Annotated in this window: 20 protein-coding genes and 8 pseudogenes; 26 read left to right on the top strand and 2 right to left on the bottom strand. The window is 39.7% G+C overall.

The features are described 5' to 3' along the window. The 4 genes from PN838_RS07390 to PN838_RS07375 are packed head-to-tail and all read left to right on the top strand — an operon-like array spanning window position 1 to window position 4,413. Window positions 1-3,255, top strand: coding sequence for an Ig-like domain-containing domain (locus PN838_RS07390; RefSeq protein ID WP_272180205.1), 3,255 nt, complete (start codon window positions 1-3; stop codon window positions 3,253-3,255). A gap of 17 nt (window positions 3,256-3,272) precedes the next feature. Next, window positions 3,273-3,953: an Ig-like domain-containing domain gene (locus tag PN838_RS07385; RefSeq protein ID WP_272180204.1), complete on the top strand. Its 681-nt coding sequence runs from the start codon at window positions 3,273-3,275 to the stop codon at window positions 3,951-3,953. An 11-nt stretch (window positions 3,954-3,964) separates the two neighbouring features. Further along, window positions 3,965-4,096 carry a hypothetical protein gene (locus tag PN838_RS07380; protein ID WP_272180203.1) on the top strand — a complete coding sequence of 44 codons (132 nt, stop codon included), beginning with the start codon at window positions 3,965-3,967 and terminating at the stop codon, window positions 4,094-4,096. A gap of 14 nt (window positions 4,097-4,110) precedes the next feature. Continuing rightward, on the top strand, window positions 4,111-4,413 hold the full coding sequence (locus tag PN838_RS07375; protein WP_272180202.1) for a hypothetical protein: 303 nt from the start codon (window positions 4,111-4,113) through the stop codon (window positions 4,411-4,413). Between the two features lie 89 nt (window positions 4,414-4,502). Here the strand turns inward: PN838_RS07375 and PN838_RS07370 are convergent, their stop codons facing one another. Next, entirely contained in the window at window positions 4,503-5,063 is a 561-nt protein-coding gene (locus PN838_RS07370) for a YigZ family protein (protein ID WP_272182529.1), read from the bottom strand. Window positions 5,064-5,275: 212 nt separating this feature from the next. On the opposite strand from PN838_RS07370, the gene PN838_RS07365 reads away from it, so the two are divergent. From PN838_RS07365 to fdx, 14 genes and pseudogenes are all read left to right on the top strand, one after another. Then, entirely contained in the window at window positions 5,276-5,488 is a 213-nt protein-coding gene (locus PN838_RS07365) for a hypothetical protein (RefSeq protein WP_272180201.1), read from the top strand. Then, window positions 5,452-5,667, top strand: a complete 216-nt coding sequence (locus tag PN838_RS07360; protein WP_272180200.1) for a hypothetical protein — start codon at window positions 5,452-5,454, stop codon at window positions 5,665-5,667. Before PN838_RS07365 ends, PN838_RS07360 begins: the two co-directional genes overlap by 37 nt. 148 nt (window positions 5,668-5,815) lie before the next feature. After that, window positions 5,816-7,276 carry a dGTPase gene (dgt, locus tag PN838_RS07355; RefSeq protein WP_272180199.1) on the top strand — a complete coding sequence of 487 codons (1,461 nt, stop codon included), beginning with the start codon at window positions 5,816-5,818 and terminating at the stop codon, window positions 7,274-7,276. Window positions 7,277-7,361: 85 nt separating this feature from the next. After that, window positions 7,362-8,560 (top strand): annotated as a pseudogene (gene tyrS, locus PN838_RS07350) (tyrosine--tRNA ligase). A 152-nt stretch (window positions 8,561-8,712) separates the two neighbouring features. Then, window positions 8,713-9,342 carry a fumarylacetoacetate hydrolase family protein gene (locus PN838_RS07345; protein ID WP_272180198.1) on the top strand — a complete coding sequence of 210 codons (630 nt, stop codon included), beginning with the start codon at window positions 8,713-8,715 and terminating at the stop codon, window positions 9,340-9,342. Window positions 9,343-10,207: 865 nt separating this feature from the next. Continuing rightward, window positions 10,208-10,929, top strand: a pseudogene (gene trmJ, locus PN838_RS07340) (tRNA (cytosine(32)/uridine(32)-2'-O)-methyltransferase TrmJ). A 24-nt stretch (window positions 10,930-10,953) separates the two neighbouring features. After that, window positions 10,954-11,703 (top strand): annotated as a pseudogene (gene cysE, locus PN838_RS07335) (serine O-acetyltransferase); the annotation flags it as partial. A gap of 191 nt (window positions 11,704-11,894) precedes the next feature. Next, window positions 11,895-12,365 (top strand): annotated as a pseudogene (gene iscR / locus PN838_RS07330) (Fe-S cluster assembly transcriptional regulator IscR). 50 nt (window positions 12,366-12,415) lie between these two features. Next, window positions 12,416-13,629: pseudogene (locus PN838_RS07325) on the top strand (IscS subfamily cysteine desulfurase). 68 nt (window positions 13,630-13,697) lie between these two features. Next, entirely contained in the window at window positions 13,698-14,081 is a 384-nt protein-coding gene (iscU, locus tag PN838_RS07320; protein ID WP_215963753.1) for a Fe-S cluster assembly scaffold IscU, read from the top strand. A gap of 72 nt (window positions 14,082-14,153) precedes the next feature. After that, a complete protein-coding gene (gene iscA / locus PN838_RS07315; RefSeq protein WP_215963752.1) occupies window positions 14,154-14,477 on the top strand; it encodes an iron-sulfur cluster assembly protein IscA in 324 nt (107 codons plus the stop codon). 118 nt (window positions 14,478-14,595) lie between these two features. Beyond that, on the top strand, window positions 14,596-15,114 hold the full coding sequence (gene hscB / locus PN838_RS07310; protein ID WP_215963751.1) for a co-chaperone HscB: 519 nt from the start codon (window positions 14,596-14,598) through the stop codon (window positions 15,112-15,114). A 29-nt stretch (window positions 15,115-15,143) separates the two neighbouring features. Further along, window positions 15,144-17,008, top strand: a pseudogene (hscA, locus tag PN838_RS07305) (Fe-S protein assembly chaperone HscA). Window positions 17,009-17,036: 28 nt separating this feature from the next. Then, window positions 17,037-17,374: pseudogene (fdx, locus tag PN838_RS07300) on the top strand (ISC system 2Fe-2S type ferredoxin). Between the two features lie 123 nt (window positions 17,375-17,497). Here fdx and PN838_RS07295 read toward each other — a convergent pair. Continuing rightward, a complete protein-coding gene (locus PN838_RS07295) occupies window positions 17,498-17,875 on the bottom strand; it encodes a DUF3718 domain-containing protein (RefSeq protein ID WP_272180196.1) in 378 nt (125 codons plus the stop codon). A gap of 570 nt (window positions 17,876-18,445) precedes the next feature. On the opposite strand from PN838_RS07295, the gene PN838_RS07290 reads away from it, so the two are divergent. The 8 genes and pseudogenes from PN838_RS07290 to PN838_RS07260 all read left to right on the top strand — a co-directional run bounded on the left by PN838_RS07290 (window position 18,446) and on the right by PN838_RS07260 (window position 25,607). Beyond that, window positions 18,446-18,751 (top strand): hypothetical protein, encoded by a 306-nt coding sequence (locus tag PN838_RS07290; protein ID WP_215963747.1) that lies wholly within the window; start codon window positions 18,446-18,448, stop codon window positions 18,749-18,751. A gap of 835 nt (window positions 18,752-19,586) precedes the next feature. After that, on the top strand, window positions 19,587-19,763 hold the full coding sequence (locus PN838_RS07285) for a hypothetical protein (protein ID WP_272180195.1): 177 nt from the start codon (window positions 19,587-19,589) through the stop codon (window positions 19,761-19,763). A 169-nt stretch (window positions 19,764-19,932) separates the two neighbouring features. Continuing rightward, window positions 19,933-20,889 carry a hypothetical protein gene (locus PN838_RS07280; protein WP_272180194.1) on the top strand — a complete coding sequence of 319 codons (957 nt, stop codon included), beginning with the start codon at window positions 19,933-19,935 and terminating at the stop codon, window positions 20,887-20,889. After that, on the top strand, window positions 20,877-21,983 hold the full coding sequence (locus PN838_RS07275; RefSeq protein WP_272180193.1) for a hypothetical protein: 1,107 nt from the start codon (window positions 20,877-20,879) through the stop codon (window positions 21,981-21,983). The genes PN838_RS07280 and PN838_RS07275 overlap by 13 nt, the downstream gene beginning before the upstream one ends. A 32-nt stretch (window positions 21,984-22,015) precedes the next feature. Further along, complete coding sequence (locus tag PN838_RS27860; protein WP_441295800.1) at window positions 22,016-22,264, top strand: hypothetical protein; 249 nt, start codon at window positions 22,016-22,018, stop codon at window positions 22,262-22,264. A gap of 179 nt (window positions 22,265-22,443) precedes the next feature. Then, a complete protein-coding gene (locus PN838_RS07270; protein ID WP_272180192.1) occupies window positions 22,444-22,680 on the top strand; it encodes a hypothetical protein in 237 nt (78 codons plus the stop codon). A gap of 234 nt (window positions 22,681-22,914) precedes the next feature. After that, window positions 22,915-24,548, top strand: a pseudogene (locus tag PN838_RS07265) (electron transfer flavoprotein-ubiquinone oxidoreductase). A 165-nt stretch (window positions 24,549-24,713) separates the two neighbouring features. After that, on the top strand, window positions 24,714-25,607 hold the full coding sequence (locus tag PN838_RS07260) for a diguanylate cyclase (protein ID WP_272180191.1): 894 nt from the start codon (window positions 24,714-24,716) through the stop codon (window positions 25,605-25,607). The last annotated feature ends 58 nt before the right edge of the window (window positions 25,608-25,665 follow it).

The raw sequence follows: 25,665 nt of genomic DNA, 5'->3' as shown, positions 1-25,665 counted from the left end.
TTGGTTGAAAATAGCAGTGGCGGTACTTTAAGCACACCGATGACGACACATTTTACTACAAGTGCGTTAACGGACATCGAAGGCGGCAGTATTGCAATATGGGGTGCACCGACCCATGGAGCAGAAAACGCACCTAGAAATCCCAAACTATCTGTGACGTTTGATGAACCTATCGACCCTGCAACTGTCGATGAAGAAACTTTCTATTTGTACGACAATACCACGGGTATTGATGTCGAGGGTGATTGGCAAATATCTAATGATAAAAAAACCATTACTTTTATTCCTAGTGAGGCATTAAGGGCTGGTGTTCGTCATTACTTCTACCTTGGGTATTCGCCTTATATAAAAGATTTAGCCGGAAATAGGGTAAGCAATAGCAATTATCGCTACTTTACTACCGCCTATGAAACGGATGATGTTGCGCCAAATGTGTTATCGACAAATATCACCACAAACGCAACAAATATGCCTATTAACGGTGCCGTAGAGCTTACGTTTGACGAAAGACTAAACCGTGGTTGTCTACTCGACGAAGGCATTAAAGTTGAAGCAAATGGTATTGCGATTGATATCGATTTGGCGTTAAGTTCAGATGATAAAACACTTAGTATCACACCTGTCGAAAACTTTTCTACAGCGACAAGTTATGTCCTGACAATGTCAGATATTTGTGACTACGCAGGTAATACAAATGACTCTTATCAACTTGAATTTTCAACGCTTAGTAACACGGAAGTAGACAATGACGCACCGGGGCTAGTATCAATTTCACCTGACCATCAGGCCACGGAAATCACAACGTCGCTCTCTACTATAACAATGGAATTTGATGAGGATATTGACCAACGCACCGCACCCGAAGTGCGTGGTGCCGGAATTACCGTCCCAGGATCGTATCAGGTAACTGGTAATACAGTCGTCTTTACGCCTTCGGTTAATTTAGTCGGAAATACAACGTATACCATTTATTTGTATAGTACGGTTGCTGATTTAGCCGGGAATACACGGAGCCTTGGTACTCGACAATTTGTCACTGCGGAATCGGTTGAAAATACGTCACCGACCATAGTGGCAATTTCGCCAGCGGATCTCAGTATTGATACAAATTCAGATACAGACATTGTTCTAACATTTAGCGAACCTATGGATGCCTCGCAATTAACTTCATCTAATATCGCGGTATTTAGTGGTTCAGAAACGCTCACGACGTCAATAAGTCGCTCAGTGGACGGGCAGTTTGTCACGATTAGTGCAAATCTACCTGAAAACAGCCTAATTTCTGTTGTCGCTAATGACAAGATCGTGGATTTATCAGGTAACGCATTAGTGCCGTTTGTGAGTTCTTTTACAACAGGACTTGATCCAACAGGTAATGTTCGTCCCAGAGTTTTGCAACAAGTACCGAGTTATAACGATGATACTTCGTATGATATTGACACGATAACTCTTTATTTGTCGAAACCAATATCTGCGGCAAATTTAGCGGATGGCGTAACTGTATTGGAAGATGGTGAGTTAGTGGAAGTTGACGTCAGTTTATCTTCATCTGGCTCTACACTGACATTGACGAAAGCTGGTGGACTTACTCCTAGTGCACGTATTGAGGTCTATGTGGATGGCCTAACCGATCTAGTTGGTAATCGGATTTATTCCTACGACAGTAATTTTGAAATGGCTGAAATTTCTGAGCAAATAGGTATCGCTCCTGCATTTACATCGACTTATCCACAGGGTGGCACTCATTTGCCTTTGAATTTGACCATTATGGCGCAATTTTCAGAGCCATTGGATGAATCTACAGTGACATCTGAAAACGTCAAATTGTATACAAACAACCTTGAAGCAGTACTTCATCCCGCGACAGTGCAACTTGATCCTACTGGCACAATTATTTCTGTCAATCCTGATGAGCCTCTCGAGGTCAATAATAGTTACTATGTGCAGTTTACATCGGACATTATTGATACCGACGGAGACATAAAATATGGTAATCATTACATTTCATTTACAACGGATGATTTGTCGATTGTGGATGATGTTGGCCCTGCCGTAGTTGCAATGAATCCGCCAAATGGCGCTGAGAATATAGGGGTGAACGCGCTATTTTCGGTTAGATATGACGAAAGCATCAATCCAATATCATTTGTTGCGAATAACCCATCGGCAACAAATGTAATGTTTGATGAAGAAGACAAAGTCATTACTTATCGCCACCAACAAAGCCTTGCGACAAGCAGCGAAATTACGGAAGTGGTTAGTGGTGTCACTGACGGTGCAGGTAATGTGGCTGTATCCGCCCAAACAGTATTTAATACTGGCGATAGCGCAGATGTTACGGCACCGACGGTTGTAGATGTCTCAATATCAAATAATCAAATTAATATACCGATTAATGCGGTAACTCAATGGCATTTTTCTGAGCCGATTGATCCAACAAGTTTATCTAATGAAGGCATTTATTATTGGAATTCAAGTGACTTGAGGATTGCCTCTACATGGGAGTTGTCGTCAGATGGCACCATACTTACAGTTACACCTGCGTCTGCGTTAGTCGCCGATACGTTGCATTATACTTATGCAACTGGCTTGCGTGATTTGAGTGGCAATCCAGCAGGGCACGAATATCGATACTTTACGACAAATAGCGATATCGATGTGACATCCCCAACGTTGCTCTCAATTAATGTAGATAATGAGCAAACAGGTCTGCCATTGAACCTTAAACTGCGAGTTCGAATCGACGAAGCAATTTCAAGTTTTGACTCAAATATCGCAAATTTGATGGATAGTGAGGGCCTGAATATTCCATTAGCTATGAACCTAACTCGTGAGCGAACACTGATAACCTTCACACCAAAACGGCTTTTAGATCCGGACGAAACATATACATTTACGATCTCTGGGCTCTATGATTTAAGTCGTAATGCTATGCAGGAGTCAATGACAGTAACCTTTACAACAGGTAATAAAGTCGATACTGCCAAATCGGAAGTTAGCGCATGGAGTATTCCTATTAATTACAGTGTTGACATACCACTAAATCCATTGTTGCAAGTGACGTTTGACGAACCTGTTGATGTTACAACAATAGATACGGATACGTTTTATCTATTAGACTTTAGCGCACAGGAAAAAGTTGCTTCTACGTGGGAGTTAAGCAATAACGGGCAGACATTAACGTTATTGCCTGATTCGGTATTGGTAGCAAATTCTCGCTATGACTTTTATGTTGGTTACTCTCCTATCTATTAGATAACGCAGGGAATATTTTGGCTCAGTCGCAACGACGTGTGTTCACTACAGCTGATGCTTTAGATGCGACAGCTCCTATTTTAGTGGCGACAAATTTACCTGATGGATATACAGATATGCCCTTAAATGGTAAGGTCGTTTTAGAATTTGACGTTGCCCTGAGCGATTCTTGTCCTATTGAAACAGGTGTGACTTTAAGTACCGATGATAGTTCAGTCGATATCTATGTCTCATTGTCGTCGGACAGAAAAATCGTGACGATTGAAGGTCAGGAAAACTTATCTGCTGATACAACTTATTATGTTTCGGTTAATGCGTTTTGTGACTATGCTGGTAACCAGTACGCAGCAAGCAATGTACTAACATTTACGACATCGCTTTCTGAGTCAAACGATACAACGGGTCCATCTCTGGTCAGTCTTGACCCAGCAAGTAATGCAACAGATGTTGATGTTAACACAACAATAACCATCGTTTTTGACGAGGTCATTGATGGTCGCTCGCTACCTGAAATCAAGCAAGGTTCCGATGTTATAGAAGGTGAATATGAGGTACTAGGTGACACAATAATATTTACCCCAAATTCGGCACTGTTAGGATCAACAACGTATCGAATTAGCATTTTATCAAGCGTTAGGGATATGGCGGGCAATACCAAGAATTTAGGTACACATACTTTCTCAACGGGTTCAAACTAAGGTCATTGACAATGAAAAAGAATAAAATTGTGTTAATTGGCGCGTTTATTGTTGCATTCTGTGTCGCGATATTTGTCATTTTTAGTCATCATCTGGAGCAAAATGTTTCACCAGAAGCGGAACTTAAAAAACAACTCAATTAACGAAGCCGACGAGCTTGCAACAAGTGAAATTAGCGCAGAGCCAAGCAAGAGCGATGGCGAAAGTAGCTCAGGTTCGTCAAGCCGAGCAATCACAAGATGTGACCTTGACCGTTTCAGATAAAGCAAATTTAGAGGAACTGGCAACGAATAAACGTATTGAAATTGAGCAAGCAACGCTTGATTACAATGATGAATCGTTAGATGAAGATGAACGGAAGTTAATTAAACTGCAGATCCAAAACTTAATGAATGAATATAATCAATTGATATTACCATTGGCAATATCAAAGATGTCTCAGACATCAAATTCGGGCTAACGACAGTTGCTGTGCCGCGGTTTGCTAAAGACATTAATTAACTCACATAGAATTGGGTAAGACGTTTCTAATATATTTGTATTAACCTTTTATTCCTCAATGACTAAATCAATGCTTTTTGACGCAATGGCATTTTGTAATTGTTGCAAGCCTTCACTTGGAATAAGCCCTGTCATTGTTACAGACTCAGCATATTCAACATCTAAAATAGTGCCATTCAATAAATCAAGTTGGTGGCGAACCCATTGTTCTTGAGCAAAATCAAACTTCGCCGTAAAACTATCTACAGGGACAATAGGCGCCAATTCCGCCTCACTAAACGCTTGTTCAACAGATTGCGAATATGCTCTTACAAGCCCTCCGGCCCCAAGTTTAATACCACCAAAATAACGAATGACAATTGCCATAATATTATTGACAGGTTTATGTTGTAAAACATTGAGAATGGGCTTTCCAGCGGTACCAGAAGGTTCTTCATCATCGGACATCGCGGCGGTTTGAGATTGTGCGTTGGCGCCCATGACATACGCCCAACAATGGTGTCGCGCGTCAGGGTAAGTTTGCTTGGCGATAGCAAGAAACGCCATGGCATCTTCACGAGAATCCACTGTTTTGAGCCAGCAAATGAATTGGCTTTTTTTATTTCTAATGTTTTATGTACTTCATTGATGATTGCAAATTGTGTCATTGGTATTTTTGCCTTGATGTACATCGTTTTATGTGGAATGCTAGGTTTATCGTTGATTTTACCGCACTATTACGACTTATTTGTGTGGAAATTTGAAAAAAACTGAGAATATCAGTGATTTTACATTTCAACATGGTCTGAATTTAAGTTTAACAGAAAGGAAAATGTAGGTTAATGCGAGCGGCTGGTTTTCTACTATTAGTCTTTGGTCTGTTTATGTCTGCAAACATTAATGCAGAGGTATACCGGTGTATCGAAGATGGTGTAACGAAGTTTTCGGCATTGCCTTGTGGAGACGAGTCGAAGATGACGTTTTATGACGTTAGCAGAGCTGAATCCATTGAAACTTATTGGGCGAAACAAAAAAGAAGCAACAAAAACAACTAGATGAGCGGCAAGCTCGAGCTGAAAGTTATATCGCTGGTTATCCTAAGTTGTCAAAAAAGATCAAGAAAGCGATATTAGAATGTCGAATTGTACGGGGCATGACCAAAAAACAAGTGTATTTGTCGTGGAACGTGTTGCCAGAATCTGAAAAAAAGAAGTTAGTCGTGAGTCTTCATTAACTTTTTATAAATATAAAATGGCTCCGATTTGCCAAACCGAAAAATTTAAAGAAGCCGACCTTACCTTTAACAATCGTACTCACTTATTAGTTGGCTGGAATATCCGCCACTAGGGTGTTTTCATCCTTTGCCGAGAGTTTCTAGTTTTATGGATTTCAAGAAGAAAATCACTGCGTTGCGTTCATATGGGCGAGCAACCCCTCCTACCGATATTAGTTATTTAGCTGAGCAGTTTGAAAGTGACAGAGGCCGAATTATTCAGTCAGCTGCGATCCGTCGTCTTCAACAAAAAACACAAGTTTTTCCATTAGAAAATAACTCTGCAGTACGCAGCCGTTTAACGCATTCGTTAGAAGTACAGCAGACGGGTCGACATATTGTTCGAACAATTTTCAAGAAATTAAACCAAAATCCGTTAGATATCGGTTTACTGCCATTCGAAAGAGAAGTTGAAACATTAGTAGAAATGGCGTGCTTGATGCACGACATAGGTAATCCGCCTTTTGGTCATTTTGGTGAAGCGGCGATTAACCATTGGTTTGAAAAACACCTTGATAAACATGTTTTGTTTGCGCAGTCGTCGAACAAAATGTTGGCGTTGCAACTTAAACACGAACTTAAAAATTTCGAAGGAAACGCTCAAGCATTTCGGATCATCTTTAATTTGTTACGTTTAAACCTAACGTACTCGCAAGCGGCCAGCATACTAAAATATACGCGTTCGGGGCTTGAACAAAGACCTGACAAAAGCAAACCACTGTCTTATTTGAAGAAGAAAGTCGGGTTTTATTATTCTGAAATGGAAGACATCAAGTCGATGTCGACCCATTTAGAAATAAAGCCCGGTCACAGGTATCCTTTAGCCTATTTAATGGAAGCGGCAGATGACATAAGTTACTGTTTAGCAGACATTGAAGATGGTGTTGAAAAAGGACTACTAGATTGCCAACAGTTGTCTGCTCATTTAATCGAGACGTTTAATCGGTACGCTGGTGAAACAAGTACTCAAAGGATCACGAAAAACAAGACATTTGAAGAGGCCGTAGAATATGCACTTGGCCGAAGTGAAAAAGAGCCGATAAACAAGACTCATGAATTTTTTGTTTGGTTGCGGGTGCAGCTCATTCATCCTCTGGTCGATCATGCTGCTGTGCAATTTATCGATAATATTGAAAGCGTCTACGAAGGCGATTTTAATCGTGCCTTACTCGAAGACGACAGTATTTTTCATAACGTTATTTCGACATTTAAAGATGTCGCGATTAAATACATTTTCTCAACACATGAAGTTGAGACAAAAGAACTACAGGGTTATCAAATTATATCGGGGCTACTGCAAGCTTTTGAACCTTTGTTATTATGCAAAACAGACAAGTTTCAAGACATGGTATGGGACCGAAAACGTGGTAGGCTTTTAGAAGCTAGGCTTTATAAACGCCTTGCAAACAAACATTTAAAAGCCTATCGAGTGGCAATTGAACCTTTGATTAACCAGCCCGACTTTGTATTACTGGAGTTTTATTACCGTTGTCGATTGATCCAAGATCACGTTAGCGGCATGACAGATCAGTACGCATTTGAAGAATATCGCAATTTGTACCTAGCTTAACATTCAAAAAAGGGACAAATTGTCGTAAACTCCGGCGATTCTATTTTTAACCTGACTCTTCGAGTAGTAATTTACAGGCGATAACATGACCGACATCCAAAACGCTATAGCTGAGATCAAACGTGGCACAGATGAAATTTTGCCAGAAGACGATCTGATCAAAAAACTAGAAGAGGGCAAACCTCTTCGCATCAAGGCCGGTTTTGATCCTACAGCTCCTGATCTTCATTTAGGTCATACTGTTCTAATTAATAAACTAAAAACATTTCAAGACCTAGGCCATGAAGTTATCTTTTTAATTGGTGACTTTACTGGACTCATTGGCGACCCAACGGGAAAAATGTTACGCGTAAGCCGTTAACTAAAGAAGACGTGCTAAGAAATGCAGAAACCTATAAAGAACAGGTTTTCAAAATTTTAGATCCAGCTAAAACCACCGTCGCTTTTAACTCGACATGGTTTAACGAGTTTGGTGCGTCAGACATGATTAAGCTAGCTGCTCGTCAAACCGTTGCACGTATGTTGGAACGAGACGACTTTAAAAAGACGCTACGCGGGTGGTCAGTCAATCGCAATTCATGAATTTTTATACCCACTTGTACAAGGTTGGGATTCAGTTGCACTTAAAGCTGACGTTGAATTAGGTGGTACAGACCAACGATTTAACCTATTAATGGGCCGTGAGTTGCAAAAAGACGAAGGTCAGCGTCCACAATCTGTTTTGATGATGCCTTTGTTAGAAGGATTAGATGGTGTTCAAAAGATGTCTAAGTCTTTGAACAATTACATCGGCATTACAGACGCGCCGCAGGATATGTTTGGTAAAGTAATGTCTATTTCTGACGAGCTAATGTGGCGTTACTATGACTTACTTAGTTTCCGCCCAATTGCTGAAATTGAGCAATTTAAAGCAAATATTGAAGCGGGCAGCAACCCTCGTGATGTCAAAATTGAATTAGCAAAAGAACTAATTGCACGTTTCCACAGTGAACAAGCTGCGGATGATGCTTATGCCGATTTCATTAAGCGATTCCAAAAAATGCGTTGCCTGACGAAATTCCAGAAGTTACGGTGACATCAGGTGAACCAATTGCTATCAGTAATTTACTTAAAGAAGCTGGTTTAGTGGCAAGTACCTCTGAAGCGATGCGCATGATCAAGCAGGGGGCTGTTAAGTTAAACGGCAAAGACAAAATCAGTGATACTAAGTTGATTATTGAAGTTGGCAGCAGTGAAATTTATCAGGTCGGTAAAAGAAAGTTTGCCAAAGTAACAGTTAGCTAATCTTCTAATAGCTCTTCCTATATTAAAATTAACCCCAGTCGCCTGGGGTTTTTTGTTAATTTTCAACTGGAAACGTGTTTGATTACCATCTGTTTTAGTTAAACTTACACTTCTTAAGCGTATCCACTTAATCCGAGCAAAGGAATATTTGTATGTCACTAAATAGAATCACTGTCGCTGGAACTAAGATCATACCTAATAAAGTTGTTTGTGTTGGGCGTAACTTTGTAGATCATATTAAGGAGTTGAATAATGTGGTTCCTGACGAGATGGTGTTGTTTATAAAACCCAATTCTGCAATATCTGACAGTTTTGTTTTTAAGCTTGGGAGCGCTCAAAGCGGCGATGAAATTCATTTTGAGACAGAAATATGTTTTGTCGTAAAAAACGGGTTTTTAGATGCGGTCGGGGTTGGCTTAGATTTAACAAAACGAGAAATTCAAACTAAGTTGAAGCAGAATGGGCTTCCGTGGGAGCGAGCTAAAAGTTTTAAAGGTGCCGCTGTGTTATCTCCCTTTGTTAAGTTGGATTTCGATTTAGAAAAGCTTCATTTGAAACTCTGGATAAATGGCAAGCTACAACAAGCTGGCGGTGTAGAACACATGATCCACTCTCCAACCGCGATATTATCGGAAGTCGAAACGGTGTTTTCGTTAGATGATGGCGATGTCATTATGACCGGCACACCAAAAGGTGTTGGGAAAATAAATCAAGGTGATGTTTTTGTTGCGGAGCTGTTTGCAGACGAAATAAAGCTTATGAGCCAAGAGTGGCAAGCATAAATAATAGAATTTACCTCACGTCATGTGGTTAATACAACGGTGGGTGTCTGCGTTGTTTTTTGCGTTAGGCGGTTAAAACAACGGTGGGTGTCTGCGTTATTTTTAGCGGTAGGCGGTTAAAACAACGGTGGGTGTCTGCGTTATTTTTTACGTTAGGCGGTTAAAACAACGGTGGGTGTCTGCGTTGTTTTTTTGCGTTATGTGGTTAAAACAACGGTGGGTGTCTGCGTTGTTTTTTGCGTTAGAGGGTTAAAACAACGGTGGGTGTCTGCGTTGTTTTTTGCGTTATGTGGTTAAAACAACGGTGGGTGTCTGCGTTGTTTTTTGCGTTAGGCGGTTAAAACAACGGTGGGTGTCTGCGTTGTTTTTTGCGTTAGGCGGTTAAAACAACGGTGGGTGTCTGCGTTGTTTTTTGCGTTATGTGGTTAAAACAAAGGTGGGTGTCTGCGTTGTTTTTTGCGTTATGTGGTTAAAACAACGGTGGGTGTCTGCGTTATTTTTTGCGTTATGTGGTTAAAACAAAGGTGGGTGTCTGCGTTGTTTTTTGCGTTATGTGGTTAAAACAAAGGTGGGTGTCTGCGTTGTTTTTTGCGTTAGGCGGTTAAAACAACGATGGGTGTCTACGTTGTTTTTTATTTTTTGCGTTAGGCGGTTAATACAACGGTGGGTGTCTGCGTTATTATTACTCCGTGCATTTCCTTTCACTGATCTTCATGGGGCTAAATGTCCGTACAAAATCTGGGCATTAGTGGTATTCAGATAATATCTAATAAAAAATGAGTTAACGACAGCGTATTTTGGCTTAATTCCTACACCGCTATTGTGTTAAACTGCGGCCGGCTTAACTACTAGAATGACTGAGTGAATGTTAGATAACGTAAGAATTGTATTGGTAAATACCTCACATACCGGAAATATCGGGTCTGCTGCGCGCGCAATGAAAACGATGGGAATTAAAGACTTAGTACTTGTCGATCCTGTGCAGCCTCCAGATAGTCATACTTCTGCTTTAGCCGCTGGAGCGACCGATATCTTGGGCAATCTCAAAATTGTAGATACTTTGCAAGAAGCCATCGCAGACTGTGGATTATCAATTGCAGCAAGTGCTCGTTCACGCACGTTATCTTGGCCAATGGTCGGTCCTCGAGAGTGTGGTAAAAAGTAGTTGAAGAAGGCGAAAAACATAAAGTTGCTTTGGTATTTGGGCGAGAAAACTCGGGCCTCACCAACGAAGAATTACAGCAGTGCCAGTTCCATGTTCATATTCCGGCAAATCCAGAATACAGTTCTTTAAATCTGGCAATGGCGGTTCAAACACTTTCCTACGAAGTTCGCATGAACTTTTTAGAAAAAGAAGGTGAGCAATATGAGCCGTTTGAAGCCGACTATCCTAATAGCGGTCAACTAGAAGGTTTTTATCAGCATTTGGAAGAAACCTTGGTTCATACCGGATTTATTATTAAACAACATCCTGGGCAAGTTATGTCAAAGCTTCGTCGTGTATTTAATCGGGCACGACCTGAGTCCCACGAGTTGAATATATTAAGAGGTGTCCTCACTTCTATAACTAAGTTAATTAAAAACTAAACTAATTAAAGAGTAACGTTCCCAATGTTTGATCGCATTAAAGAAGATATAGCAAGTGTTTACAATCGTGACCCAGCTGCGCGCAGCAATTGGGAAATATTGTTTAACTATCCTGGACTTCATGCGATCTGGTTTCAACGAATATCACATAGTCTGTGGCGCGCAAACTGGAAATGGTTGGCACGTTACATTTCAACTATCGCACGCTGGTTGACAGGGGTTGAAATTCACCCCGGTGCTACTATTGGCCGTCGATTTTTCATCGACCACGGCATGGGCGTCGTAATCGGCGAAACGGCAGAAATTGGTGACGATGTAACGCTTTATCACGGTGTAACCTTAGGTGGGACAAGTTGGAATGCTGGGAAAAGGCATCCAACATTGTTAGATGGTGTTGTCGTAGGGGCCGGGGCGAAAATTTTAGGTCCGATTTTAGTTGGCAAAAATGCCCGTGTTGGTTCTAACTCTGTTGTTGTTAAAGAAGTTCCTGAGAACGCCACTGTTGTCGGTATTCCAGGGCGAATAGTAAACGCGCCGACTTCAGCTGCAACAGATGATAAAAAGCGTACGCAGATGGCGCAAAAATATGGTTTTGACGCTTATGCGGTGTCACCAGATAACCCAGATCCTGTCGCCAAAGCAATTGGCGCAATGTTAGACCACATTACTATTATGGACGAGAAGCTAGCTTCAGTGTGCTCAGAAGTCACAAAAATGGGTGGTACTGTCTGCAATAAAGAATTACCGGTCATCGACGTCGACTCAAAAGAGTTTGTGGAAGAAGGCCAAAAGCTGCTGAACAGCGCGTCGCAGGTATGCACGCCTTCGATCCGACAATATAAAGTCCTTGCGTTTTATTTAAACCCGAGTAAATTAGTCAGGTATAAGTACTTGACTAATTTACTCAGGTTTGTAAAATGCGACCCCATCGAAAGGGTCCACATTTTTAACGTGAAAGGTGAGAAATGAAGCTTACATCTAAAGGTCGTTATGCCGTTACAGCAATGCTAGATGTTGCATTACATACGTCAAATGGACCCGTACCGTTAACCGATATATCAGAACGCTAAGGAATTTCGCTTTCTTATTTAGAGCAGTTGTTCGCCAAACTTCGTAAAAGCGAGTTGGTAAACAGTGTAAGAGGCCCAGGTGGTGGTTATTTTCTTGGACGCAATGCATTAGAAATCTCCATTAGCGAAGTTATCGCTGCTGTAGATGAAAGTGTAGATGCAACTAAGTGTGGCGGAAAAGGCGATTGTTTGAGTGGCACTCGCTGTCTTACTCATAAATTATGGTCGAATCTGAGCGATCGAATAGAAAACTTTTTAAGTGATATTTCGATTGGTGAATTGGTTCAACAAAAAGACGTAAAAGCCGTAGCAGAGCGGCAAGATGCTGAACATACGACTATTCGTTTAGCAGCGCAAAATTTATAATTGTTCTACCTGTATAAACGCAGGTTTTTAATTCGTTCGTGGAGAATTTAATGAAGTTACCAATCTATCTAGATTACGCAGCTACCACACCAGTTGACCCTCGTGTAGCAGAAGAAATGATGAAGTCGTTAACAATGGATGGCACATTTGGTAACCCAGCGTCGCGGTCACACAAATATGGCTGGCAAGCAGAAGAATTAGTTGATATCGCCAGAAATAATATTGCTGAATTAGTAAATGCTGACCCACGCGAAATTGTTTTTACATCGGGTGCAACAGAGTCTAATAACTTAGCGATTAAAGGTGCAGCTCATTTTTATAGCAAAAAGGGTAAGCACATTATTACGGCTAAAACTGAACATAAAGCCGTTTTAGATACCTGTCGTGAATTAGAACGCCAAGGTTTTGAAGTAACGTATTTAGACGTATTACCAAACGGCCTTGTTGACTTAGACGTACTTGCAAAAACAATGCGTGACGACACTGTTGTTGTAAGCATCATGCATGTAAACAATGAAATTGGTGTTATTCAAGATATCGCTAAAATTGGCGAAATGTGTCGTGAACGTAAAATTGTATTCCATGTTGATGGCGCACAAAGTGCCGGTAAAATCCCAGTGGATTTGTCAGAATTGAAAGTGGATCTAATGTCATTTTCAGCGCATAAAATATACGGCCCTAAGGGTATTGGCGCATTATATGTTAGTCGTAAACCTCGTATTCGCTTAGAAGCGCAAATGCACGGTGGCGGCCATGAGCGTGGTTTCCGTTCTGGTACACTACCTGTACATCAGATTGTGGGTATGGGTGAAGCATTCCGTATTGCTAAGCAAGATATGGAAAAAGACACAAAACACATTATCGAATTACGTGAAAAACTTTGGAACGGTGTTAAACATATCGAAGAAACCTACATCAATGGTGACTTAGAGAGCCGCGTTAAGGTATCTTCAATGTAAGCTTTAACTTTGTTGAAGGCGAAAGTTTAATTATGGCACTAAAAGACATGGCGGTATCTTCAGGTTCAGCCTGTACGTCTGCTTCTTTAGAGCCTTCATATGTATTGAGAGCATTAGGTTTGACAGACGAGTTAGCACATAGCTCGATTCGATTCAGTATTGGTCGTTTTACGACAGAAGCTGACATCGACCATGTTATCGGACAAGTTAACAACGCAATCGACAAATTACGTGAAATGTCGCCGCTTTGGGAAATGTTCAAAGATGGTGTTGATTTAAATAGCGTGCAATGGGCTGCACACTAGGTTTATCTAGTAGCGGTAACGAATTTTCAAATTAATTATTAATCGAGTTTTCGATTAAGGAGCTTAAAATGGCTTATAGCGAAAAAGTAATAGACCACTACGAAAACCCTCGTAACGTTGGTTCTTTTGACAAAAATGATCCAACTATTGCAACGGGTATGGTTGGCGCACCGGCTTGTGGCGATGTAATGAAGCTACAACTTAAGATTGGCGAAAACGGTATTATCGAAGACGCAAAGTTTAAGACATATGGTTGTGGTTCTGCGATCGCTTCTTCTTCACTTGTAACAGAGTGGGTTAAGGGCAAGTCAATCGATGAAGCTCAGCAACTTAGTAACACTGAAATTGCTGAAGAACTTGCGCTACCACCAGTGAAAATTCACTGTTCAATTCTTGCTGAAGACGCGATCAAAGCAGCAATTGAAGATTACAAAGCTAAAAAGAACAATTAGGTATTAAGCTGTGTTTTCACAGCGTAATAGCTTAGTTTTACTTTCAACTTATTTAGATAGAGGCAGCAGTAAATGGCCATCAGTTTAACCGATTCGGCAGCAGATAGAGTAAAATCGTTTTTACACAACCGTGGTAAAGGCTTAGGCCTGCGCTTAGGCGTGAAAACAACAGGATGCTCAGGATTGGCTTACGTGTTGGAATTTGTTGACGATATCGAAGACGGCGATGAAGTTTTTGAAGACAAAGACGTTAAAGTCATTGTCGATGCAAAAAGCTTAGTTTATCTAGATGGAACAAAATTAGATTTTGTGAAAAATGGGTTGAATGAAGGGTTCGAATTTGTGAACCCGAATCAAAAAGACGAATGTGGTTGTGGTGAAAGCTTCACCATATAGTCTGTTTTAGATTTGTATTAATAAGGCCATTTACCCCAAAGGTAATGGCCTTAACTGTTTTAAAATCTTGCATTACAAGTTTCGTAATTATTTTAGTTAAATTGTATTAAAGGTTTTTATGCGTTATTTCTCGTTGTTTGATTTACCCGTTGATTTCCAAGTTGATACCAACTTATTAACTCAACGATATCGTGATATTCAAAAGAAAGTCCACCCTGACAATTTTGCTAGCGGCTCAGACCGTGAGCGACTCCTTGCGGTACAAACATCCTCAGAAATCAATGACGCCTTTGAAACGTTAAAACACCCATTGTCACGCGCTGAATACATGGTGATGGAACACGGTTTTGATGTAAAGCATGAGCAAACTACCATTAAAGATGGCATGTTTTTGATGCAGCAAATGGAGTTGCGTGAAGAGCTTGAAGATATTGAAACAGCATCGGACAAAGAGTCAGCGTTTGATGACTTTTACGATGACGTGAAACAACTCGTAGTGCAATACACCAATCAATTTGAATCACTGTTTAATTCGCAAGATTACGACTCAGCTGCGGTTGCTGTACGTAAACTTCGGTTTGTTTACAAATTGAAGTCCGAAGCGCAACAGCTAGAAGACAAGTTATTAGACGATTAAAAATGAATATCAACTGGAAATGTATTTAGATGGCTTTATTACAAATTGCTGAGCCTGGACAAAGTACCAACCCTCACGAACATAAGCTTGCAGTAGGGATTGACTTAGGCACAACTAACTCGTTAGTCGCAGCGGTACGTAGTGGTAAACTAAGGTGTTTTACCCGACGAAGAAGGGCGGTTTTCACTGCCATCTGTTGTTCGCTATTTGCCGAAGGCGGTAATGATAGGTGACGACGCAAAAAACAGCGCAGCAGATGATCCTGAAAATACCATAGTATCGGTTAAACGCTTTTTAGGCCGTGGATTATCCGACATCAATGCGTTATATGGCGATTTGCCGTACCAGTTTGTTGAAAAAGAGCATACCGTCAATATTCAAACAGCACAGGGGAGAAAAACCCAATTGAAGTATCAGCGGAGATTTTATATAACCTCCGCCAACGTGCTGAAAGTTCACTTGGCGGCGACTTGCAAGGTGCCGTAATTACCGTTCCTGCATACTTTGATGACGCTCAACGCCACGGTACAAAAGACGCTGCCGAACTTGCTGGAATAAAAGTATTACGTCTGATTAATGAGCCAACAGCTGCGGCGATTGCGTATGGTTTAGACTCTGGACAGGAAGGCATTATTGCGGTTTATGACCTTGGTGGTGGTACTTTTGATATTTCAATTTTACGTTTAAATAAGGGCGTTTTTGAAGTGTTATCAACGGGCGGCGATTCGGCGCTTGGAGGTGATGACTTCGACCGTACAATCGTTTCAAAACTGATTGAATTGCATGCACTACCAAAAAGTGGGCTAACAGCGAAAAGCTTAAGAAAGCTTTACGACTTAGGACGTAAAGTAAAAGAGCAATTAACGTTAGATGATTCTGTCGAGTACCAACTTTCTATTCAAGAAGGTGAGGTTAGCGGGACTTTCACCAAACAATTGTTTGAAGATGGTATTGCCGAATTAGTTAAGAAAACCCTGAAAAGCTGCCGACGAGCGTTAAAAGATGCTGAAATAGAAGCCGAAGATATCTTAGAAGTGGTCATGGTGGGGGTTCTACTCGTGTACCTCTAGTCCGAGAAAAAGTGGAAGGTTTTTTCAAACGTACCCCTTTAACCACAATTGATCCGGACCAAGTTGTTGCAATTGGTGCTTCAATTCAAGCTGACTTATTAGTTGGTAACAAGCCCGACTCTAATATGTTGCTACTGGATGTGACGCCATTATCTTTAGGGTTAGAAACAATGGGGGCTTGGTAGAGAAAGTCATTCCAAGAAACACCACAATCCCAGTCGCGAGAGCACAAGAATTTACCACATACAAAGATGGCCAAACGATGATGGCTATTCATGTATTACAGGGTGAACGTGAATTAGTTGACGATTGTCGTTCATTGGCTCGGTTTGTATTAAAAGGTATACCGCCGCTAACCGCTGGTATTGCGGTTATTCGAGTTACGTTTAATATTGATGCGGACGGCTTATTAAGTGTAACCGCAATGGAAAAATCGACAGGGGTTGAGGCATCAATTCAAGTAAAACCTTCATATGGACTTGAAGAAGACGAAATAGCGAATATGCTTACATCGTCTATGAGAAATGCAAAAGAAGACATGCAAGCAAGAATGCTTCGTGAACAGCAAGTTGATGCAAAGCGTATGATTGAGTCGTTGGAATTGGCAATTTCTCAATCAGGTCATCTAATTGCCGACGATACTGAACGAGCAGCAATAGATAAGGCCATTCAGTTGTTACAAGAGAGTTGCTAAGGGCGAAGATGGCTCAATAATTAAAGACAAGATCAAGCAGCTTGATGATATTAGTCAGCCGTTTGCAGCTCGTCGAATGGAAGACAGTATTAAACAAGCTTTAACCGGTCAAGCGGTTGAAGACGTATAAAACAAATTACAGAATGTAGAGATTAAACATGCCTCAAATAATTGTATTACCTCACCCAGAGCTTTGCCCCGATGGCGCAGTATTGGAAGCAAAAAAGGACAGTCGGTACTGGACGTTGCATTAGCGAATGATATAGATGTTGAACATGCTTGTGAAAAGGTATGTGCCTGTACAACATGTCATATTATTGTTCGTGAAGGTTTTGATTCACTGTCTGAGAGCGATGAGCTGGAAGACGATATGCTAGATAAAGCATGGGGTTTGGAAATGGAATCACGTTTAGGCTGCCAAGCCATTATTCAAGATGAAGATTTGGTTGTTGAAATTCCTAAGTACAGTCTAAACCACGCAAAAGAAAATAATTAGTTTTTTGTCAGAAACAAAAAATGGCGTTAACACTTAAGTGTAACGCCATTTTTTGCTTTATAAAAGAGCGATTTGGTTAACCCTAAAAGTTAACGAAAAATCTGCTCTTTGAAATATAAGCAATTATTCGCCCATTCTGTCTCGAGCAATTGCAACGACTGGAGAAGCACTGTGACCAAATTCGTCAGCCCATTGAACAAGTGTTTTGCCATTTGATTCTGGAGTGTTTAACGCAACAACAGGTAATTTTGAAACGATAAACCCACCAACAGAATTCGCTTCGCTCGTAATTGCAAAACGCAACATTGTTTGACCGTCACACAAAACAGAGTCATAGATGTTTCTGATCCGTATGTTGTTTGCTTTCAAAACTTTACGTAAACGTGATTTATTATCAACTTCGATATAGCTACAAATTGTTTCAGCTAAACCGTCATTAGCTTTTACATAGGTCGGCGCAAGCATAGTTGCAAGTAAAACAATTGTTAAAACACTTTTCAATTTTGTATCCTCTAAAAAAATTTTGCGCATCATAAATGTTTTAAAATTAAGTGCAAATTTTGCTCAATATAGGTGTTTGTAATTTTTTGCTAAAGTGTATAGCTAAGTTAACGCACGTAATTGGAATAACACACTACATTTACGCGATTAGTTAAAAAAATTCATTTGAACTTATTTTTTGATGCTGTAATGAATAGTTTCCATATAGCGGTTTTACAAAATGTTTTCGGCTGACATATTTAGATGTTTTGTAAAGTACTTCTTGGTGTTTATTAACATATAAAAATACGTTAACGCTAGGCGGGTTAGCTACTCTAGCTGTTTATTGTTTTTTATACCGGTAAACTCTAAATTTGTATCGGGTGAATTAACGTGAATTAGACGGTAAAAAAGAGCTTGTGTCTAAAAAACGATGACTTTAGAATCGACGCTAAATTCTTGTAACATGGTCATTAAGTTTGTTATAACAAGGCAAGTTCGGCAAATGTACTACTGCATCTTAATGTTTTAGAATTGCTAACTAATACAACGTTAATCCAAGTTTATGGACACAATTTAAAAGGAACAATTATGAAAACATTAAAATTAGTTTTTATTTCGCTTATGGTAGTAACTGCAGTTGGTTGTAAATCGACGGCTGATAAAGCGACTACGAGCAAAGAAGTTGCTCAAAATATGACACAAGAAGAAAAATTAAAGCAAGCTAAAGCTGATATAAAGTGTCGTAGTGAAGCACCTACCGGTTCACGTATCTCTAAAATGAAATGTACAACGAAGAAACAACGTCAAGCACGTTCACGCACTAAAACCGTTTTAGATGAAGTATTGCAAAACCAAGTTGGCGCCCTTAAAGGTCCAGTTGGTGGTGGTAACTAGAATTACCACAATTAGTTAATCGGCTGATTATTTAGCCGTTGTCTGACTGAATAGGGGTGAAGCAATTTCGCCTCCTATAGTTATAGTGCTTTCTCAAACTACCGCATCATTGTGTCATTTAATAACGAGTTCAAAAAGACACGTTTTTTAAAGTAAATTCCTTAAATCAAATTATTGTTAGCACAAATGAACGGTCTGCAACTTTGGAAATACCTTAGTATAACGATATGTCAGGTATCGTAGTTGGAGACGCATTTGCACGACAGTCATAAATTTTTTGCAAAAATTTAAACGGCCTAAAATAAGCTGCCCCTCCACCAAATTAAGCATAAGTTTAAGTTTAACCAGACACCCACACAATATTAAGCACGAGTATAAGCAGACACCCACACCAATTTAACCAGACAGCCATTCAAAATTAACCATACACCCACACAAAATTAAGCACGAGTATAAGCAGGCTCCCACACAAAATTAACCAGACACCCACCCAAATTAAACACAAGTTAAAGCAGATAAGTTTAAGTAGACACCCACACAAATTTAACTAAGGCACCCATGCATTTTTAAGTAGCCACCCATGTGAGTTGAAGCCTGAGTTTAAACAGACACCCACACAAATTTAACCAGACACCCACCCAAATTTAACCAGACATTCACCCAAATTAAACCAGACATCCACCGAATTTGGGCCTTCGGTTATGTGTTTAGGTAGCGATTAACTGTAATTGTTTTAGAGATTTTTCGATATTAGTTAAAACCCTCTATGCTATTGACGACCTTAATATAATTAAGTAGTTTGCGTATTCTATTTTTACAATTAGGTTCTATTTTTATGACACGGACGTTGATATTTTTACTGCTTATTTTAGATTTTACTAACTTATCCCACGCAGCAGTTCCAACGACAAAAGTTGAGTTTAATGCTCAGCTTTCATCGCCTATCGTCCGTAACGACACTGATTCTGACCTCAGAATAAAAATTTCTGATGGTTTCCTGTTGGCTTTTTAGATGATAATAAATTAGAAATAAGAAAGTTTAGCCATTCAGGAGCGCAAAATAAGTCCTTCGGGGTTAATGGCGAAGCTTCGATTGAATTTGTAGACAGTGCTTTTTCCAACCGTTGGGGAATCAATTAGGCAGTATCTTTGTTGATGAGGGAGGGGATATATATATTTCATTGTTGACTGGTTTAGAAGGCTATGATGTTGAAAAACGGCAAGTTCACTTATTTAAATTTTCTAGTGACGGCACAGCAGACAAATATTTTGGTAAAACAGGTTGGTCTATGAGGTTGTTTTATACTCACAGATACAGCTTGGGCTACTTTGTTAAAACATTTATTACTGGTTCTACTAATAATCAAGTCTTGCTCGGTGTCAGTTTGGGATTTGGTGATACAACATTTATACGTATAAACCAAGATGGCTCTATTGATAGGACTTTTGCTGATGACGGCATGAAGTCGTTTGCTAGTAATTTTTATATTTCTGACGGCGATAAATTATCAGGTTCAAAACAAAACCACATCGGGGTAAGAACGAGCGCGTTAAAAACAGACGCAGGTAAGACTTATCATGCAATAAACAGCGTCCAAGGTGTGTGGTATATAAATATTGATGGTGATCTGTTAGGCGACATTGATTTAAAAAATTACAGTGCAGATGTATTTAGTGAATTTGAAGAAGATAAGTTTCATTTTAGAACTGAATTTGCAACAGACATTGTTAACGGCGAGCAGTTTGTAATTGCCGAAGTTAAACGCAAAAATGTAGAATATGACAAATCCTTAATGATATTTAAACTTAAAGATAAGGCCATCGACTTAACATTTGGTACAAAAGGTGTGTTTTGGATAAAAGGTGACGTAAATTATTTCTTTGGTGGAAATGCTGAATATGCAAAAGACGGTGGTCTTTTATTTACTTACAAGGGGAAAATCCAAGAAACACATACTTCCGCTATTTGTCGCCAGCTGGAGTACAAACATCTCCTACCCAACCCGCTTCGTTTAATACAAACTTATACTATATTGATAATTTATACGGTCAAGGTAATCCTGTATCCTTTGAATCATTTAGTGATGGAAGAAGACTCGTTTATACCGATAATCAACGTTTTTTTATGCTCGATATAAATGGTCAGTTAGATAACGCATTTTCCCAAGGAAGTGACTTAAGCACAAAGTCCGATTTACCGTTAAATAAACCCTATGTAATTGATGGTAATAATAATATTTGGACGTATCGCAATTCTGCTATTTATCGCTATAACCAATTTGGAAAGCTGGATACAAATTTTCTTGAGGGTAAAAATAATTACCTTAAAGTCGAAGGGTACTCTGTTTTAAAAATTAGCTGGATAGAACCAAATATTGACGGTGGAGTTGATGTATTCCTAATAGACAAAACTGCAGCTTATCGGGGTCAGCAAGACGTTATTATTTTACGGCTAGATGAAAACGGTTCGCTTGACGTCAATTTTGGTCAGAATGGACTAGTCATTTTTACTTGGGATGATAATTTCGGAAATATTGGATATGACACTAGCAATTTAAAGGTTTTGCGAACTGAAAAAAATGAAACTCTAATAATGGTGACGGTTGAATCGCCCGCTGTTCCCAGTTTTTTAACTTTATTTAAGCTAGATGCCAACGGTAATTTCATTACTGAGTTTGGCAACAATGGGGTGGCTGAATTTAAGCACGATACAAGTGTTACAGGGCTTTCTTTCACTCCTGATAGTGCTAATAATATTTATATAACAGGTGTATTTGACGAATATGGCAAATATGAAGTCAATTCGACAGGGTTCATCGCTAAACTGAATGAAAAAGGTCAGGTACAATTTGATTTTGCTGAGGAAGGTATACGTTTGTTAGAAAACGATGTATTGCCCAAGTCGATATGGATGATAGATCAGCACCAATTTTATGTCATTATTGATGGCGGAATACTGGGGCGCCCGACATTTCAGCTCAAATCATTTGACATAAACGGTAATGCCACTAGTGATTTGGTTGATGCAGATAGTTTTATGTTAAACATGTCAGAAGATATGATCCCAGATAAAAGATCGGCATATAATTACTTTAGTGATTCGAGTGGAAACCAATTTAATAAGATAGATAATAACAAAGTCGAAATAATGACGAGTTCGTTGCATGGCGTCACATTGCACAGTGTTGACTTTAGTCAACCGATCGAATTTAAAAAGAAAATTTCAACCTGACTGTTACCGAAGATAGCGGAAATTCGTCCTTTTTGTTGCCTCAGGTAAGTGCCAATTCCAGTGAACTCCTTATCATTAATTCTCCTATGTCAGGTGTTGCGATGTATGACAATAATAATGGCAACTGGGAAATTACTTATCGACCAAAACCAAATTTTTTCGGAGAAGATAATTTTTCTGTAGAAGTTAAAACAGAGAGTTTGGTTTATCAGTATCTAATATCTGTTGAAATAGTTCCCAGGAAGATCCGATTTTTCATAATACTAGGCTACAGGTTTTAAACTATCATAGCGATGACTTTGAAGTTATTGCGGGCTCAATTATCAGCATTAACGGCGTTATAAATACATTTGACCGGCTTCGACAATATAACGAAACGTATAATTTCGATGATTACACTTGGTATGCAGATGATGTAGTAGTTGCGAGCGGCGCTTCAGTTTTAAATGTCGACGAAAGCATGCTTGGCAAAATAATTCGATTCGAGGGTACTTTTCATTTTAAGGAAGGTTGGCAAAAAACGTACTCCATTTCAACGGATGAACCGATTGGTAACGTTGAAACTTCTAATAGCAATAAAGATAAAAGCACTGAAAAATCATCTGGCGCGCTTGATGACTACTTGTGGTTGGTGCTACTTATCATGTTGCGGCGGTACGCATATTTGGCTAAAGCGATATTCGCGCGCGATAAGTGAGCAAACATATTCGATAGGCAATTTTGTCAAAAATTCATTCCGAATTATTTTTTACTCAATTTCAAAAATAAGTCTAGTAAATGCAGTTTACGTAAAGGTAAGGTAGAATCGATTTAAATAGCCTGTTCAGCTTTAAAACTAAGCAAATCCCTACTATAAATAAACTGATACATGGCACCGAAAAAATTATAAAAATAACGGGAGAGTATTTTGTCTGAAATCGAACGCGAATCTATGGATTTTGATGTAGTCATTGTTGGCGCTGGACCAGCGGGTTTATCTGCGGCTATTCGAATAATGCAAAAGGCTCAGGAAAATGAGCAAGAATTATTGGTTTGTGTTGTTGAAAAAGGCTCTGAAGTTGGCGCTCATGTGTTATCTGGTGCCGTTTTTGAACCTAAAGCACTTAACGAACTTATCCCTGATTGGTCTGAAAAAGACGCACCGCTTACAACTAAAGTGAGCCACGATGAAGTCTACTTTTTACGTAATGAAACCGGCTCAAACACGGTTCCTAGCTTTGCTTTCCCAAAAACTATGCACAACGATGGTAATTATATTGTCTCTATGGGCAATGTATGCCGTTGGTTGGCAGAACAAGCGGAACAATTAGGTGTTGAAATATTCTCAGGGTTTGCCGCATCGCGTGTTTTATATAAAGACGGTGCAGTCGTTGGTATTCAAACCGGAGATATGGGGCTAAATGAAGAAGGGCAACAAAAAGATTCATTTATGCTTATGGTATGGAACTGAAAGCAAAATATACTATTTTTGCCGAAGGTGCTAGAGGTCATTTAGGCAAAGAATTAATTTCTAAATTTGAACTCGACCGTGATTCATCGCCTCAACACTTCGGATTAGGCTTCAAAGAGCTCTGGGAAGTCTCTCCAGAGGTTCATCAAGAAGGTTTAGTGATACATACCGCTGGTTGGCCATTATCGAGTGAGTCGAATGGTGGTGGCTATCTTTACCATGCCGATAATAACCAAGTTGTCTGTGGATTAATTGTTGATTTGAACTATTCAAATCCGCATATGAGTCCATTTGATGAATTCCAAAGAATGAAACATCATCCGGTATATGCTAAATATTTAGCAAATGGTAAACGGATCTCATACGGTGCGCGCGCTATCGCCAAAGGCGGACTTTATTCCTTGCCTAAAATGACGATGCCGGGCGGCTTCTTGGTCGGCTGCAATGCAGGGACATTAAATTTTGCGAAGATCAAAGGCAATCATGCCGCTATGAAGTCTGCAATGATTGCAGCAGATACTATTGTAGACGCTTTGTTAGCAGGCGATGAAGGCCAATCTGACTTAGTTCAGTATCAAACATCATTTGAACAGAGTTGGTTATATCAAGAACTGGAAAGCGCTAAAAACTTTGGTGGCGCGCTGCACAAATTAGGTACCATTTTTGGCGGAGCGTATAACACGTTAGATCAAAATCTATTCGGCGGCAAAATGCCGTTTACCTTTAAAGATGAAACGCCTGATTATGCGACAATGAAACCGGCAGCCAAATGTGATCCAATTCACTATCCTAAACCTGACGGAAAGTTGAGTTTTGACAAATTGTCTTCGGTATTTTTGTCAAATACGAATCATGAAGAAGGGCAACCTGTTCATTTACAACTTATTGACAAAGATATACCGATTAAAGTCAATTTAAACGTGTTCGATGAACCAGCGCAGCGCTATTGCCCTGCAGGTGTCTATGAGATCGTTGAAGAGTCAAACGAAAAACGTCTACAAATCAACAGCCAAAACTGTGTCCATTGTAAGACTTGTGACATTAAAGATCCCTCACAAAATATAATTTGGGTGACACCAGAAGGTGGCGGTGGTCCAAATTATCCAAATATGTAGTAACACCAAATTCCATTAACGCTTAACAGGTGAAAATTAAATAAAGGTTGTTAGGAATGAAGATTAACCCCTTCATTCCGTCAAAGTATTACTTAAAAAGATCCGTTAGGTGTTATGGTTGGTCATTCAAACTGGTAAAACATTACAACAAAGGAAGGGTTGGTAATGGAAAAGAAGTTAACCGCAGAGACGACTCAAGGCTTTTTAATTTACCTTTTAGAAGATGATGCGTTTTCCGCAACGGTAATTAGAAAAGCACTCAATACGGATGTTTTTCAAAGTCATACTTTAGTTGTGTTTGATTCTTTGGAAGCGTTGTTGACCGGGCTTGTTAACTTTACCCCTGAGATTGTACTTGTCGACTTAAATGTCCCCGATTCTAGAGGGCTCGACACTATCATTAAAATAAGCTCATTAATTGACGCAATTCCCATAGTTGTTGTTTCGGGTGCTGAGGCCGACTCCACTGGTGAAGAATTTATTAATTACGGAGCTCAAGACTTTATTCCTAAATCAGAGCTAACCGCGTCGTTGCTGTTACGTGTTATTCGATTTTCTATTTTAAGAGTTAAAACCAGTAAAAGTTTACAGCGTTCTGCCAAACATGATTTTCTGACCAAGTTATATAACCGTGAAGCATTAATTGAAAAACTAGATGTGATGATAAATTGCGGTGTACGTTACAACACAAAATTTAGTGTTTGTTATTTGAAAATTAATAATATTCCCCAAATAAATGAAAAATATGGACATCAGGCTGGAGATGACATTTTGTCTCTCATCGCCAACAGGTTACGACTATTTAGCCGAGCGTCGGACTTTATTGCGCGCTACGATGGCAATGAATTTGTGACTATGTTTCCTAATTCGAAGACAATTCAAGGTGCTATTTCTGCGGCCAGAAGCCAGCTGAAAACGATTGACGATAATTACATGATCACAGACCAAAATGGTGAAACAGTTAATGTGGTAGTGGACTGTAGCATGGGTTTAGCAATAAACAGTAATAACTGCGATACATCAGTCGAGATAATCGAAAAGGCATTTTTAAGCTGCTAGGGGCACAATTACAAAATCGTGCAATCGGGGTTATAGAAGAATAGGCGTTTTTATTTTG

The organism is Psychrosphaera algicola, from assembly GCF_028401425.1.
GTDB lineage: Bacteria > Pseudomonadota > Gammaproteobacteria > Enterobacterales > Alteromonadaceae > Psychrosphaera > Psychrosphaera algicola.
The sequence above is the reverse complement of the archived record's forward strand: the minus strand, read 5'-3'. Positions and strand labels throughout refer to the sequence as shown.